Genomic DNA, 17,147 nt, shown 5'->3' on the forward strand with positions numbered 1-17,147 from the left:
AAATCTACTAATTTCACATCATACTTTTTACCTTTCTGACCAGATTTAACGTATTTCCCTATTATGTTAGATTTCTTACCAAAATGTAACAATGTAATGATTTACATGATTCTACATATCCTACCGTAACGAAAATATTATCATGTTGAAATGAATAGTAGATTAATTGAAAAATATTGTTGAACTTGTTACTAAATTTACAAAACAACTAATATAAGTTAATATGTACTTATTATTTTTTACACAAAGTTAACAATCGATTGAGGTGAAGGTGTTTTGCAATTACTTAATCATTTAAAGAAACATCACCTTTTTTTTATTTTTACAGGTATCATTCTATTAAAACTATTTTTTACAAGGCTACTACTGTTCGATAGCTATAATATTTTCCAAACTATTTTCGTAGAGATTGGTTACTTTCTAATTATTTTTGCTTTAATTGAGCTTATTAATTCTCAAAAATTCAAAGCCATTATCTATGTATTAGTAGACCTTTTGTTAACTATTTTGTTTATAGCAGTGTTAATTTACAAAGGTTACTATGGCTACATTGCCAACATATACGCCTTTGCACTTCTAGACCAAGTTGGAACAGTACAAGAAAGTGTTGTTTCATTATTTGATCCTGTTTATTTGCTATTATTTGTCGATTTTATAATTCTAGTTATATACGCCATTTTTAGAAGAAAAACAGAGGAACTTGGTAACTTAAATAAAAACTATAAATTTCTAAGTGGAGTATTAGTTATTGGCGTAGTTTTGATTAGTTTGAACATCTTTTCACACAAAGGTGAACAAATTGCAGATTCAGTTCTAGCCGCCCAAAAGCAAGGGATGTTCACTTATCAAATTTTCTCTATTTCCAATAAAGCAGCAGCTGAAAGTGCATTAACACAAAATGAATTTGCACATCTACCTCAAAAAATACAAAAATTAAAAGAGTTAAATACCATTCCTCAAGAAGAACTTAAGTTCTTAGGTATTGCTGAGGGGAAAAATGTCATAGCGATTCAAGTAGAAGCACTTCAGGACTTCACTATTGGCTTAAAGGTAGATGGGCAAGAAGTTACCCCATTTCTAAATGAGTTATTAAAAAGCAGCCTTTACTTCTCTAATGTTTACCAGCAAATTGCTCCTGGTAATACATCTGATGCGGAATTTATTTTTAATACTTCATTGTATCCTAGCCCATGGGAGGCTACAGCTAAAACCTTTGCAGATCGGGATATACCGAGTTTAGCAAAATTGCTAAAAGAACAAGAGTATACTTCAATTACATCTCATGCGAACGATGTTACGTTTTGGAATCGCAATGAATTATACCCAGCATTGGGCTTTGATCGATATTATGATATTGAATTCTTCGGTAAAGAAGATGTTATAGGAATTGGCCCTTCTGATGAAGTGCTTTACTCCAAGGTAATGCCGGAATTGAAGAAAATGTATGAGAATAATGAAAAGTTTTACGCTCAATTTGTCTCGCTATCAAGTCATCATCCATTTAAAATTCCTGCTACAAAAGAAGTAATTGAACTTCCTACAGAATTCGATTCTAGTATAGTTGGGAATTATTTAAAATCAGTTCATTATGCAGATTTTGCATTAGGGAAATTTGTGCAAGAGCTGAAGGATTCTGGTATGTGGGAGGATACAGTTCTAATCATTTATGGGGATCATTTTGGATTACAGCCTAGCGCAATTGCTGAAGGTGACTTTGCTTTACTAAAAGAGTTAATAGGTCATGATTACCACTACTTAGATCAGTTCAATATTCCATTTATCGTTACTGTTGGTGACCAAACAATAGGTGAGATCATTGATACTATAGGTGGACAAGTCGATATTATGCCAACGATTGCAAATTTACTGAATCTATCTTTAGATGATAGTGTCTACTTTGGGCAGGACTTAGTGAACTATCCTGATAATTTAATTGGTATGAGATATTACATGCCAGTGGGATCATTTTATAATAGTGAGATTACATTTAAACCAAAAGAAGCTTTTGAAGATGGTGATGCGTTTAATGTTTATACAAACGAAGTCATCTCAGACTATTCTGACTACGAAAATGATTACAATCGTATTCTAGAGCTAATGCGTCTTTCTGATATGTATTTAAATAGTTTACCGATAAGATAAAGTGTGAAGTGCTTGCTTATAGCGAGCACTTTTTACATATATGAAAATTAGTGATAGAGGCTGAGACAGTCTAGAAAAACCCGGTTTCTGGACAACTTTTTCTAAAATCACCGAATTCTGTCTATTAAAACCCGGTTACTAGTCAACTTTTTTAAATTCACCGAATTCTGTCTAGTAAAACCCGGTTACTAGTCAACTTTTTAAATTCAGCGATTGCTCTCCAGAAAAACCCCTTTACTGATACATTTCACAAAAATAAATCAAGACAATCAAAAACCGACCTATTTAGAAACACTATATGAGTGTCCATTAAATAGATCGGTTTTAAAGTTTGTTTTACTGTTTTACATACTCAATAACTTCTGCACTAATTGCATAAAGTTCCTTAAATGTTAGTTCATGATTTACTGGTGAAATATTAGCTGCAATGTCTGCTCCGATAATATTATTATCAATCAAACCTTGCCAACTTGGTGCACCAGACTCACTAATAAATAATTGTGTTAAAACATTCGTTACATCTTCGAGCATTAGAGGGCCGTTTTCTTTTGCATATTCATTGGCATGAACAGTATTCAATTTCTTACGGAACGCCTCATCAATGTATGGGTTAGCTCTTTCGATTGCGCCTTTAAGCATGTTCATGAAACTATGTCTTGTCGTCGCTTCATCAACTCTAAGATCATTCGTATATCCACCGACTACTAATCCGTAATTAATTAATGTCTGAATGGATTCGTCATACCATTCACCTTGGTATGGATAGTCTGTTACTTTATGTTCCACAAAAGCACCTTGTTCTGTTAATAAAGTACGTAAATATTCAATTTGTCCCTCGTCTTGACTCATTTCTCTAAATGACATGTCATGGCTGATTGCAATGGATGCGGCAACACCTGCTGCTTCACCAATTACCATTCCAGTTGGAACTACTCGAACACTACCTGCTGCAAGGGATGAAAATCCAGCTGATCGACCAACAACAAGTAAACCATCAATCTCTTTCGGTACTATCGATCTAAATGGAATCGCATATTGTTTTGGATCAGATAGAACATAACCATAATCTTGAGGAGTTTGAGCTTGCACATCAACAGGGTAAGCACCAAAACCTATGCTATCCCAGTGGTCGCGATTCGTCCAAACGTCAGCCATTGATAGCTGATATTCTGCCCAAATATGTCTAGTTTCTCTGACATAAAGTTCTGTTGGAAAGCTTGCAATCATAGCATCTTCAAAGCCAGGGAATTCTTTTTGTAAGTAAGCTAGAATATGTTCTGTTTCACGCTTTCCTTTTTCAATCGCTTCTTTTTTCGATTCTTCATCTAATCCATTAATTCCAAAAATCTGTAACGCGTTAATATAATAATCGTTATCAATTTTTACTAAGTTTAAGCCGCGCAAACGTGTGTTTTCTTCAACTGGTGGATAATCATAATGTAAATCAGAGAATCCCCAAGCAACAGTGTTTGTCACTTCAGCTGGACCAAATTTTTCTGACTTCGCTGTTTCTCTCACTTTGTCCCAGTTAACATTGTTCAAATGAATCATTAGTGTAACGGCCATTTTTTTATCCGCTATACCAATGTCTTCTCCACCGACAAAATATGGTACATTTGACATTGCTGCAAATTCAGCATCTTGTGTCGCATCAATAAATGCTTTCCCACTAATTTTGAATTCTCCGTGTTCATTTTTCACTTTAACACCAATGACTGTATTTCCTTCTAAGATAGGCTCAACTACTTCTGTATTCGCAGATAATGTAATGTTTTTTTCTTCATCGACTAGCTTTTTAAAAGCGGCCTTTGCTTGTTCAATTCCAAAAGCGTTTCCACCTCCGACAAGACTATGCCACTCCTGATAAATACCGCGACTTACAGATTTCCCGTCTTCACCTTGGAGTATATCTAAGAAACTTAACATTCCATAAGTAAATACTCCACCTAGTTCTTCTCGATTTTCAATTAATAGCGTTTTTGCACCATTTCTAGCTGCAGAAACTGCCGCAGCTACTCCTTCTGGTTCTCCGCCAATAACAATTACATCATATTCTTCATCAAATTCACTTACTGCATCGGGTATATCATATGGAATTGGTTCTGCTGCTAACTCAGGATCTTTTAAATTATTGTATAGATTGATACCAATCAAACCTGCTGCAATCATAATTACCAATGCTACTATTATTAATAGTAATTTCTTTTTCGACATACTCTCCTCCAAAATATTACATTTGACGCAAACTATCTTCTATTCTACCATGTATTTCGATATAATATAACCGAGGCGGGCTATTTGAAAAAAGCACAAATCAATAAATTATATATTACAAGGGCTTTAGCTATTAGGAGTTTTGATTGTTCACGCAACATCCTTTACGATTGGTGAACTAAACAGTAATTCATCCTTATATGGCTTTTATAATTTTGGTAATACATTTTTCAGAATTGGCACAACTACATTTATATTCTTAAGTAGATTTGTTCTGTTTTACTCTTACTATCATAGTCCAATTTCAGCTGGTTTAATCGGTAAGCTTCCATTTAAACAAAGGAAATATTGCACTTTCTTATTTTAGTTTCTATTTCCTTGGAATTTTCTTTGGTGTCTATTTTGATAGAATAAAAGATTTCCTTAATATTAAACTTTCACAACTATTTAAGTCAAAATTAGGCTTGTACACAATTCTATTATGGATGTCATGGGGAATTGTTTCTAGTATTCATGTAACAGCAATGTATTTTAGTAGAACTCAAGTAGGTTTTACCCTTCATTCTTTAATGAATGAGTTCATTTGGAATGTTCATACGGTATTATCTGCAATCGTCTTATTACAAATATCCTTTGTCATTTACCGAGCGTGCTCGACAAAAGTTGTAAATACACTTATGCATCTAGGTGTTGTTTCATTTGGTGTATACTTAATTCATTTACTTATTTTAAACTTAGCGCACAAGTTCATTCCATATTACGGAAACTCTTTTTTGTATCATTTATACATTCTAGCAGGATTCCTATTAAGCTTATTTGTTTCTTGGATCCTTGTTCACATTGTATTGAAATACTTTAAATTCTCTTGGATGATTTTTGGAGCAGCTCCGTAAAAGATGCCTGTAAAATGTTCTTCTGAAATGGTTCTTACGGAAGAATCAAGTCCAGAAAGCTCTAAAGCATTAATTTATAAGTAAAATAAAATGGGTGCCCAAAAGTAATTTCCGCTTTTGAGCACCCTTATTTATTTTACTGATTCCATTGAATTACGGCAACAGCAATTGCATATACTTCCTGCAATTTCAGCTCTCTATCTTCTAAAACTCTTTGTGCCAATTCCTCATCAATGATTCCTTCGTCAATTAGATCTTGCCAACTAATATTCTCAGTACTCAACAATAGCATCCGCGATAATATGGTCGCAGCATCATCTCTAACAAGTGGAACATCTTCTAAATTTAATATTTCATCATGTACTTGAATAATACTTTCCTGATACGTTTCGAACACTTCAGGATTTCCTCGTAATATTGAATCATGGATTAGCTTAACATAATATTGTTGCGTTGTACTTTCATCTACCTTCAAATCATTTGTATAAGAACCTAAGATTAAACCATAATCCATTAATGTTTGAATAGAAGAATCATACCATTCTCCTTCATATGGATAGCTTGTCTCTATATGGTCAACAAAAGCACCTTGCGCTTTAAGTTTGCTTCGTAGTTGTTCAATTAGTTCTTGATCTTTACTTAACTCTCTAAATGATAGGTTTTCGTTTATGGCAATTGTTGCAGCTACTCCTGCTGCTTCACCCGTTACCATTCCTGTTGGAACAATTCTTGCACTACCTGCAGCAATTGAAGAATAACCAGCTGCTCGCCCAACAACAAGCAATCCATCTACTTCCTTTGGAACAAGGGATCTAAATGGAATCGCATATTGCTTCGGTGCAGCAACGACAAATCCATAATCTTGAGGTGTTTGTGCTTGAATATCTACTGGGTATGCACCAAAGCCAATGCTATCCCAATGATCACTGTTTGTCCACAGGTCTGACATTGGTAGTTGATATTCTGCGAGAATGTGTCTTGTCTCTCTCACATATAGCTCTGTTGGGAAACTAGCAATTTCAGCGTTCTCAAATCCAGGAAACTCTTTTTGCAAATATGCGAGAATGTTTTCTGTCTCTTGTTTTCCTCTTTCAATTCCATCTTTTTTTGATTCTTCAGAGAGTCCATCTGCACCAAAGATTTGTAGGGCGTTGATATAGTAGTCGTCTCCTACTTTTCCTAAATTTAGGCCACGTAATCTTGTATTTTCAACTTTTGCTGGATAGGCACGGTGAAGACTAGCAAACCCCCAAGCAGCTGTGTTAGTCACCACAGCTTCCCCGAATTTTTCGGATTTTGCCGCTTCCCTAATCCCTTCCCAATCTACATTTTTAAGATGGATCATTAATGTAACAGCCATTTTTTTATCAGCAATATTAATATCTTGCCCACCAACAAAATACGGTGCATCTGCCATTACAGCAAAATCCGCATCTTGTGTAGCATCGATAAATGCTTTACCTTTTATCGTATATTGACCAGTTTCATTTTCTATGTCAATCGCCACAACTTTGTTTCCAGCTTTAATAGAATTCAAAACATTCGTTTCTGTTAATAACGTAATGTTAGGTTCATCTTCAACCATTTTACGAAAAGTTGACTTAGCTAGTTCAATATCGAAAACACTTGTATTTCCAACAAGGTTATGCCACTCTTCGAAAATCCCTTTACTAACTGAATGTCCATCCTCACCTTGAGGGATATCTAAAAAGTTTAACATTCCATATGTAAATAACCCGCCAAGTTCTTCTCTATTTTCAATCAGAAGGGTTTTGGCCCCATTTCGTGCTGCAGAAACTGCAGCTGCAACCCCTTCTGGTTCACCACCAACTACAATAACATCGTATTCATCAAGTAATTGCTGTGATGATTCAACATTATTAATAATGGCGTATACACTTACTCCAACAATAATGATTAGCAAAATAAAAATGATACCTAATATTTTTTTATTCATAAGATCCTCCAATAATAGTTCCACAAACTATCTATTATTCTATCATAGTTAGTATGTGAATTAAGAGGATGCATATTAAAATTAACTTACCTGTAAAATACAGAAAAACCTTGTGTGATGCTGATGATCACACAAGGCCACGTTCTTGATGATAATTTTTATTTTTCATTTACTCGATCAACAAACGCTGCAAATTCAGCACGCGTAATATTTCCATTTGGTCTAAATGTATTATCATCGTAACCTGATGTTAAATTGTTAGCGATTAATGTTTGAATGAATGGATATCCCCAGTGCTTATTTGTAACATCCTTGAATGTTACTTCACTTGTTCCTGTAAGTTTATAAGCTTTTGTTAAAATCGTAGCCATTTCAGCTCTAGTTAAGTTTTCATTCGGACTAAACTTACCTGGCGCTCTTCCTGTAATAATTCCAGCTTCTTGAACGGCAGTAATTTGTTTATAGGCAAAGTGAGTATTACTTACATCTGTAAAAGTAGGTGCTTTTGATGCAGTAAGATTTAAGGCTTTTGCAATAATTACAGCTGCTTCAGCACGTGTAATGGAATGGTCTGCTTTAAAGGTTCCATTTGGATAGCCTGCAATAAGACCTTGGATGTTCAAATTTTTAATGGATGAATATGCCCAATGAGATTGTGCTACATCTAAATATATTGGTTCTTCATAATTCTCTACATATACTGCTTGTAGTTGATCAAAGTATATATTCCCTTTGTTTTGTAATGAACTATTTGGTTGTGCAATGTAGATTTGTTCAAATTTTATCGGTAAAACGACATTTTCTGGTATTGCTGCTGTGACATATTTCCATCCAGTCCAATTCAGGCCGCCTTCAGCTGTAAAATCAATAGTATGTTTTGTTCCTGCAACATCTCTGATTGTCCCTCTTAACCAATGTTTTCCACCATCACCATATACCCAAACACCTAAATTCAGTGGTTTCCCAGATATAGGGATAGGCGTCTTACTAACAACATAAGCTGCTTTTGTTCCGGTGTCTTGTGTTGTGAAATCATAACTTAATTTTAAACTTCCAGCACCTTGTCGAGTCGGCTCAGAGGTAGTGCTAGTAGTTATTAGAGCATCAGCTTTTGCTGTATCTTTACTCCAATTAGAAATTGTATCAAAATTATCTAACAATATTGGTAATTTTGGAATTTCTAAAACCGTAACGGAAAACTCTTTACGTACTCCTTGATACTCACCAATAATTTTACCACTTCCAACTGTTGTTGCTTTAAAGGTACCACCTTCTATCACACCAACATTCCCTTCAACAGACCATATCACATCAGAAGGGTGAATTGTTAAAGGATTGAAGTATTCATCATAAACTTTTATTATATTTAAATTCGCTGACGTCCCTACCATCATTTGGCTTGGAATACCATTTATATTAAATGATTTTACCGTGCCTTTCGGTGCTGTATTTACAACTTGTAAAATGGTAGACACTTTCCGTTCATATCCATCAGATGGCTTGTTTACAATTGTTGGGTAAATATCTCCAGGATTTCGTACTACCATCGTTGTTGAACCTCCGCCATCTAGATTGATCGCAGAAGTTGCACCTAATGAGATAAGGTGATTTGCTAAATCTGTTAAACTAGTTCCATTACTATGCCCTGTACTTCTACCATCAACAGTAACAAAGAATACCTTTTTACCGGTAGCATCAACAGCAACAGCCGTTCTTGGTTGTCGACTTTTTGCGAAGGTAGTAGTTGTTGGCATTGAAATATTAACTTGCCCATTTTTCACTAAAAGTGGTCCTGCAGCAAGTATAAACTCAGCATCCATCCATTTTTCATCGATTGATAGACTAACATCAATTGTTGAGCCAATCGCAACTGAATTTTTAAGTGACTGTGCAAGTTCTTTATTTTGAATAGAAATGACTAATCCATCTGCAGGAATTTGAGAATTTCCCGTTTCACCATAGCCTGTTACGTGAGAAACAACTCCTGAAATTTGGTCACCAAAATGCAATTCATTTGTATTTTGAGTAGCTGAAGTTACGACAATTTCAGCTCCATAAATATTTGTCCCAGTTGTTCCAGAGACTGGAGTATATAAAACATTTTTATTTTGCGCTCTCTCACTGTTAATATTATCAATCTTGTATTCTTGTCCATTAACTTTAAACGTTAAATTCGTTTTAAATTCATCTGCAATGGCAGTACCATCTTTCGATACTCCAAATGCAACTGGATTTTGTGTTGGACTTTCTGTATTTTCACCTAAAATACCATAGTTGATGATTTCGTTATTTTGTGCAAGTAAGTTCGCTGGTAAACCATTTGCCAAAAAGTAAGAAGCATTCACTGCCCCAACCACTTGATGACCTTCATAACTATGTGCTTTCGCCAAATTTGATGTCGTATTTCGCAATTTTAGAGGATCAGACATGCCAATTTCTAATTTTGTATATGTATTTGAAAGATTAATATCTAATACATTCACAAACTCATTGATAGAATCGGTTTTAAATTTCTGTTGTTTGTGTATTACTTGTGGTGCAACTACTTTTTCTGTTTCACTTACCTTATTAGTAAACACAGATGCATCTGCAACAGTTCCACCAAAAACAAATATTACTAAGAAGTATGCAATAACTATTTTCCTTAACTTTCTAGCCAAATCTCTCACTCCATTATGTAGAAAAATATATTGATAACTAGAATATAGCATACTTTTCGCCTGGTTTGGTAGATTCATAGAAAGATGGGAGGGAATTACTAGGGATTAGGAAAATATGGGGAGAGGATGGAAATGGTTATGCCAGGTACTTACATAATAATTATAATTGAATTTAATTCTGTCTGTAGTAAACAGTGAGTCTAATAGTGATTTCTCCCTAAACAGATTTCATCATGTTGTTTAATAAAAATAAGTAGTTACATACACTTCGCCTTATAGAAGATTATTACTGTCAACAAAGTTGTTTCAATTTTAGATATGTTGGGAATTCTGCAACTCTAAGATAACCCATATTTCATAAATAGAAAAGCCTATCACCCTGAAGTGATAGGCTTATATTAGTATTATTTTTACTTAGTTACTACTCCGTTTTTAACTTTATTACCGTTAGCATCTACTAAGTTTGTATCTTTAAATTCAACAGAAATGCTATCAGTTAATGTAAAGTCAGCAGTTGTTGTAACAGTAAGTTTACCATTAGCTACAGAAGCAGATACAGGAGTCACAGTAGTACCGGCAATCTTAACAGTTAGACCTGTTGCAGATGCTTGGTTAGCAATTGCTTCTGTGAAATCTACAGTGAATGTTTTGCTGTTAACAACTGTTACTTTAGTAGCTGTTGGAGCAATATTTTCATTCAATGCGATTGTTGCAGTAGCTTTTCCATCTTTTAAAGTGTTTCCGTTAGTATCAACAACGTTTTTAACTTCAAATACATAGTTACCATTTGCAGTGATAGATGATTCAGGTAAAGTAAATCTTACTTTATTAGTACCATCAACGAACTGTAATTGTGTTCCAGCTGGTAGAGCTTTACCACCTAACGTATAGTTAGAAGCTGTTAATGCAGAAGTTGTCACATCTGCAGCATATTCTACTGTAAATACGTTGTTATCAACAACTACTATAGGATTAGAAGCAGCTAATTGTAACGAATCAGTTACTGTTCCAGGTGCAACTACAAATTTACCAGAAGTAAATGATACAGATAAAGCATCAGCAATTTTGTTGCCAGCTGCATCAGCAACAGCGTTAGCACCTAATTCAAATGTATAAGTTGCATTTTCGTCTAAATCTACATCAACTTTAACAGTATATTTTTCAGCACCTTCAACTTTTCCATTACCATCAACGTCTTCTCCAGAAGCAACATTACTTAATGAAATAGGTGTAGCTGAAGTGTAAACAATACCGTTTTTAGTTTTTAATGTAAAGTCACCAGTTACAGTTACTTCTTCATCAAATGTTAAGTAAATTGCATCTACGTCAGTTGAGCCAGAGTCGTTAGCAGCTAGCATTTTAGATGAAACACTAACAAACTTCGGTGCAGAAGTATCTTTTTGTAATGTAGCAGCGAATTCAAATGCATCACCAGCATTGTTAGCAACATCTTTAAATCCTTCAACTTTTACATTAGTATTAATGAATTTTTCAGAACCTAATACTGATAATGCATCAAAAGTGAATTTAGTTTTATCATCAGCATGTTGTTGAGCGTCTTTTAGGAAGAATTCAGTTGATCCTACAGTAACTTTCGCGTACTCATCGTCACCAGCTGTAACATCAAGATTTTGCTTCACTAATTCTTCAGAGAAATCTAAAGTAATTTTAGTTCCGTTAACTGAAGATGTAACAGTTGGTTTTGTATTATCAACAACAGGTTTAGCAACTGTGAAGTTAACTGCAATTGGGTTTGCAATGTTATCAGCAAAGTCAGTTGCACCTACAATATCAACTTTGTAAGATTTTTCCGCTTCTAAGTTTTTAACTGTTAAAGTTTTTCCATCAGCACTCAACTCATAATCAGTAGTTGAAGTGATAACAGATCCATTTAAGCTAACAGTTCCTTCTTCTTTAACTGGTTCAGTGAAAGTAATAACAGAAGTTGTGCCTTTAGCTTCAACTTTTGCAACAGCTGGAGCAGTTGTATCTTCAAAAGTTAATAAAGAAGTGTATTGAGCAGTTTTAATAGCTACACCATTAGAATCCTTTTTAGCAGTATCTAATGCAGCCACAGTAACTTTTGCATTTGTTACTTCTGTAGTATCAAGAGTCAATGTTACTGATTTTCTATCTTGAGAAAGAACAGCTGAGTCAGCAACTAAGTTTGCACCCTCTAATGCAAAAGCAGCTTCTAATTGTGCTTTAGTAGTGCCTTCAGCAAGTGCTGTATTAAATTTAACTACAACTTCTTTAGCATTAATTGCACTTACAGAAGTTACTTTTGCTTCAGTAGTTTCAACTTCAAGACGTACGCTTTCAACTTCTGTACGGTGGAAGAATGCTGCTGCTTGTTCACGAGTGACAATTGCATTTGGTGCAAATGTTGTTTTAGAAGTACCAGCAACGATACCAAGGCTTGCAAGAGTGTTTACTGCATCTTTGCTCCAAGCTGCAGTGTTATCAGTGAAGTTTAATACTGCGCTATCATCTTGTTTTAAGTTGTAAGCTTTAGTAATAATTAAAGCTAATTGTGCACGAGTAATTTTTTCATTTGGTCTGAATGATCCATCTTCAAAACCTTTAATTATGTCGTTGTTATATGCTTGTAATGCTGCGATTTCTTCAGTTGCCCAGTGATCTTTAGCATCTTCAAAATTAGTTTTTGTTCCTTCTTTAACATCAATGTTTAAAGCATTAACTAAGATTGTTACTGCTTGAGCACGAGTAAGTTCGCCTTGTGGATTGAAGCTTCCGTCTTCAAAACCAGTAATAGCACCTTTACCTACTAAATAGTCAACAGCTGGCTTTGCATACTCAGCAATTTTTCCTGCATCTGTGAAAGTTTTAGTTTCAGCTGCTAATGATGCTGCTGGCATGATTGCAGATGCTACTAAAGCTGCAGTTGCTGTTGTTGCGAAGAATTTGTTCTTTGACATTTTGGTGATTCCTCCAGTGAATGTTTTAATGTTAAATACTATTCTATGATGAAATAGTTATGTATTAAAGTTTCATAGAATCATATCGACTAGTAATCGTTTTGTAACTCTTTGTTACAAATCTATCATAATACTATTTAAATGATAAATAAATAAAAAAATATTGGTATAGAAATATAATATTGGTAGATACGGTGTTATTTTCCACACCTAGACTTACAATTATAAAATAGCATTTATTTCAAAATACCTAAATATTCTATCTAGGGTCCATCTTCTTCCCTGTATCGTTCAGCCATAATGAGAAATAGAATCTAATAAAATTTATTCTATTTATTTTCAACCTGGAGCAAGCATGTTATTTGTAATAATACACGGAATTAAATTTCGTTACCTACACATTACTATGTACTTTAATAAATTGATCAAAATGATATTGCCTGTTCTTTAAAATTTCCTTAATTTTTATTTTATGTATTTGGGATTTTTTTATAAAGTGTATAATTTAAAAACCTTTTAGTCCTGTTAGAGAGTTTGTTGTGTGTAATATATGAAGAAGAACAAGTCAAAATTAGTCATAAGTTATTACTTAGTAAATGAATAAGTTGATTTCATGGTTTAAAATAGTTTATTAAATAGTAGATATATCTTATTTACTATTCACATATGTAATGTTTTTTCTTTCGCATGTACAAGATTAATTAACTTAAAATATATTTTGACTTAACTTAAGTGTTAAAAATTTGGGTATGATAATTCTACTATATATAACAAATATATTTTCTTTTCTCTAAAATATCGATCTACAAAATTAAAAGCTCTATAGAGAATGTTCTCTATAGAGCTATTTAAACTCATGCAAAATACTTTTATCTATTTTGCTTATTGAGCAGGATTGTCAGCTAACGCTGTTTTTGTTTGTTTTGTTTCAAATACTTTAACTTTGTTACCAGCAGCATCATCTAAGTAGTTTACTGTAGTTTTTGTAGCAACTGAGAACTTAGTATTGTTTAGTTTATCAAGTGTTGCTTCATCAGCAAATGTAATTACGATTTCTAATTTAGAATCATCTCCAGCATTTAGAGCAACAGAATAGTTAGTACCAGCAACATACTCTTTACCGTTAGCATCTTTAACTACTAAATCTGTTGCAGCTAATGCATCTAGAGTATCTAAAGCTTCATCGAAATCAACTGTAATTGTTGCAACAGTAGCAGATGTACGAGCTAATGTAACTGGGTCAGTTGATTCAAGCTCTGGAGCAATTCCATCTGCTACATTAGTTTTAGTCACAGCAGCAACGTTTGTTAATTTTTGGCCAGTGATAGTTTCTAGTTTATTATCTACAACTTTAACTTGAATCTTATTGCGTTCTATAGCTGATTTATTTACAGAAGCTTCAGCAGCTTTTGTAGTTACAGTTACATATGTTTTTCCATCTTTAATTTCAACATTATCGATAGCAGCAGCAGTTGCATAAGTATCGTCACCGTTACCATCAATTTCAATACCATCAGCAACTACAGTTTTAAGTTCACCATTAAATACTAATTGTAACTTGTTTAAACCGATTGCTTTAGCAGTAAATGTTGTTGGTGCTGTTTCGTCTGTAATGTTGATAGTAGTTGATAATGCTGTTGGTAAGTTACCAGAAGCATCTGCAATACGACCAAATGTTAAATCATCAGTAGCTACGTCTGTACCTGGAACAACAACAGCAGCTGGTGTTGCACCACGGTATTTAACTGTGATTTTCACACGTTTGTTATTAGTTCCAAACAGTTCAATTTTATCGTTAGAAGCTAATGCAGTACCATTTACAAGGTAAAGATCTTTGTTTAATGCTGTTTTAGCATCAATAGCTTCTGGGAATGTCACATAAATATACTGTTCTTTAGCAGTAGCATTGTCTACAACAGTAGCAGTTGCTTCTGAAAGATTCATAGGTGTTTTATCAGTTACTGACACTGAAAGTGTAACTGGTAAAATTTTGTTAGCTGATAAAGATGTATCTGTTACATCTTTAACTTCAACTGTATAGTTACCACCAGCAAGTTTTGCACTTAAGTCAATTGTTGCAGTAAGTTTATCATTATCAAATGCTACGTTAGAGATTGTTGGAGAAACAACTTTCCCATCAACATCTTTAATTGTAAAGTTGTTAGCAGCTACATTAACTTTTTCAGAGAAAGTTACTACTAATTGATTTTCAGCCTTAGCTTCAACTTTTGTAACAGTTGGTGCTACTTTGTCTGCAGTAATTGTTGCAGTAAGTTTAGCATCTGCAGCTAACTCGTTACCCCATAAATCAACTACTGGTACATCTCCCACTGATTTAAGAACCGTAACAGGTACATTACCTTCTGGTAAGATGAAATCTTGTGTAGCTGGGTCATTATCAGAGAATTTTAATGTGAACTTTTTGTTATCTGTTGTTGTAACAGCAACTGGTTTCCAAGCTGAATAAGTTTGGTAGAAGTAGTTTACATCAAGTGCTGCTCCACCTTTTTTAGTTACAGCTTTGTCAAACTCAACAACTACTTCGTTTTGTGAAGCAGAAACTAATTTAACTGTAGGTGCAGTTTTATCTTTAACATATACTAAATCAAATGTTTTAGCCATTGCAGCAAAAGGTGCAAAGTCAGAGTATCCTTCAACTTTAACTTTGTAAGTTGCTTCAGCAATTGAACCAGCACTTAGTTGAACAGTTAATGTACGTCCATCTGTTGATAATGTTTTTTGAGCTATGCCATATACACCATTATTAACCGATACATCTGCACTAGCTCCAGCTTGAACAGGCTCACTGAATTTAATTTCAAATGTATTAGGACCAGTAAGTGTAATAGACTCAGCAACAGGGATGATTACATCAGTTACTGTAAGTGATTTCACTACATCTTCTGCTAATGCAGATTCATCCGCAAATGCAACTGTAGTTTTAGCAGTTACTTCGACAGTTGCTTGTTGTGCAACAGCTGTTCCTAAAGTTAATGTTACTGATTTTTTGTCATCTGATAACGTTACTGCTGCAACAGTGTTATCTTTAACAGAGAATTGGTCAGCTTTAATTTTTGCATCTGATAATTCTTTGTTAAAAGAAATAACTACTTCTTTAAGATTAGTTGCGCTAACTGAAGTTACTACTGGTACAGATGTTTTGACTGCAATACGTTCTTCTTTAACTTCTGTACGGTGGAAGAATGCTGCTGCTTGTTCGCGAGTAACAACTGCAGTTGGATCGAATTTCGTTTCTGATACACCAGCCACGATACCAAGACTTGCTAGTGTGTTTACAGCGTCTTTACTCCATGTAGCTGTGTTATCAGTGAAGTTTAGGATAGCACTTGTGTCTTGTTTTAAATCATAAGCTTTAACAATAATTAAAGCTAATTGAGCACGAGTAATTTTATCATCTGGTCTGAATGTTCCATCTTCGAAACCTGCGATGATATCTTTGTTGTGTGCTTGTAGAGCAGCGATTTCTTCTGAAGCCCAGTGATCTTTAGCATCAGCGAAATCAGTTTTTTTGTTCTCGTCAATAGCAATACCTTTAGCTTTAACTAAAATTGTTACAGCTTCAGCACGAGTAAGCTCACCTTTTGGATTAAATTTACCATCAAAACCAGCAATAGCTCCTTTACCTACTAGGTAGTCTACTGATTTTTTAGCATAATCAGAAATTTTGCTTGCATCAGTAAATTCTTTTGTATCAGCTGCAAATGCTGCTGCTGGTACTAATGCAGATGCAACTAATGCTGCTGTTGCAGTTGTCGCGAATAATTTACGACCTTTGTTTTGCTTTGCCATTAATGTATTCCTCCCTAAAGTTCCTAAATTTATATTATTCTTTAGAAACTATAATACTAGTTTTAAGATTGACTATGACCCCATTGCGGTATGTATCATAGTTTCTCTGAATAATAAATAAATCAGTGAAAGATTTTCTAAGTAAATTTACTAGTCTTTCACCAGATTAATTTACTTACTACAAAACTATAACATTTACATTTTTGATTTTCAATACCACTTTATCCAAAAAAATGTTATTGTTCCGTTAAATAGATTACAATATTATTACAGGAATTCTAAATTCCCATAATAATACATTACATTACCTTAACTTCCTTATAGATTAATAGAATCTTAAAATCGTCAGGAAATTTGGGTTGAAATAAAGTATTTACAACACCTTACATTTCATATTATACATTAAATTTCCAATCAATCTAGTAATAAGTGATTGAATCATGGATTTCTTTTTTATTACTCTAGCTCTATTAACCTATAATCAGTAACCACAATATATAGACGGATAAATTACAAAAGAGTTACACTTTTT

General features: G+C 34.0%; 7 protein-coding genes. 2 read left to right on the forward strand and 5 right to left on the reverse strand.

What is annotated here, in order from left to right; all coding sequences use genetic code 11:
• The first annotated feature begins 276 nt into the window (after nucleotides 1-276).
• On the forward strand, nucleotides 277-2,142 hold the full coding sequence (locus CD29_RS01800; RefSeq protein WP_036182227.1) for an LTA synthase family protein: 1,866 nt from the start codon (nucleotides 277-279) through the stop codon (nucleotides 2,140-2,142).
• Nucleotides 2,143-2,478: 336 nt separating this feature from the next.
• Here CD29_RS01800 and CD29_RS01805 read toward each other — a convergent pair whose 3' ends face one another.
• Nucleotides 2,479-4,356 carry an FAD-dependent oxidoreductase gene (locus tag CD29_RS01805; protein ID WP_052123950.1) on the reverse strand — a complete coding sequence of 626 codons (1,878 nt, stop codon included), beginning with the start codon at nucleotides 4,354-4,356 and terminating at the stop codon, nucleotides 2,479-2,481.
• Nucleotides 4,357-4,703: 347 nt separating this feature from the next.
• On the opposite strand from CD29_RS01805, the gene CD29_RS01810 reads away from it, so the two are divergent.
• On the forward strand, nucleotides 4,704-5,249 hold the full coding sequence (locus CD29_RS01810; RefSeq protein WP_328286469.1) for an acyltransferase family protein: 546 nt from the start codon (nucleotides 4,704-4,706) through the stop codon (nucleotides 5,247-5,249).
• A gap of 136 nt (nucleotides 5,250-5,385) precedes the next feature.
• On the opposite strand, the gene CD29_RS01815 is transcribed toward CD29_RS01810, so the two are convergent.
• From CD29_RS01815 to CD29_RS01830, 4 genes are all read right to left on the reverse strand, one after another.
• Entirely contained in the window at nucleotides 5,386-7,206 is a 1,821-nt protein-coding gene (locus CD29_RS01815; protein ID WP_036182233.1) for an FAD-dependent oxidoreductase, read from the reverse strand.
• Nucleotides 7,207-7,364: 158 nt separating this feature from the next.
• Nucleotides 7,365-9,866: an S-layer homology domain-containing protein gene (locus CD29_RS01820; RefSeq protein WP_036182236.1), complete on the reverse strand. Its 2,502-nt coding sequence runs from the start codon at nucleotides 9,864-9,866 to the stop codon at nucleotides 7,365-7,367.
• 410 nt (nucleotides 9,867-10,276) lie between these two features.
• Nucleotides 10,277-12,805 (reverse strand): S-layer homology domain-containing protein, encoded by a 2,529-nt coding sequence (locus CD29_RS01825; protein ID WP_235801759.1) that lies wholly within the window; start codon nucleotides 12,803-12,805, stop codon nucleotides 10,277-10,279.
• An 882-nt stretch (nucleotides 12,806-13,687) separates the two neighbouring features.
• A complete protein-coding gene (locus CD29_RS01830; protein ID WP_036182241.1) occupies nucleotides 13,688-16,615 on the reverse strand; it encodes an S-layer homology domain-containing protein in 2,928 nt (975 codons plus the stop codon).
• Nucleotides 16,616-17,147 lie beyond the last annotated feature (532 nt).

Origin of the sequence: Ureibacillus manganicus DSM 26584, assembly GCF_000772945.1 — a bacterium.
GTDB classification, from domain to species: domain Bacteria; phylum Bacillota; class Bacilli; order Bacillales_A; family Planococcaceae; genus Ureibacillus; species Ureibacillus manganicus.

Coding starts and splice junctions, on each gene's coding strand:
- CD29_RS01805 (WP_052123950.1), bottom strand. CDS start 4,356: ATGTCGAAAAAGAAATTACTATTAATAATAGTAGCATTGGTAATTATG.
- CD29_RS01815 (WP_036182233.1), bottom strand. CDS start 7,206: ATGAATAAAAAAATATTAGGTATCATTTTTATTTTGCTAATCATTATT.
- CD29_RS01825 (WP_235801759.1), bottom strand. CDS start 12,805: ATGTCAAAGAACAAATTCTTCGCAACAACAGCAACTGCAGCTTTAGTA.
- CD29_RS01830 (WP_036182241.1), bottom strand. CDS start 16,615: ATGGCAAAGCAAAACAAAGGTCGTAAATTATTCGCGACAACTGCAACA.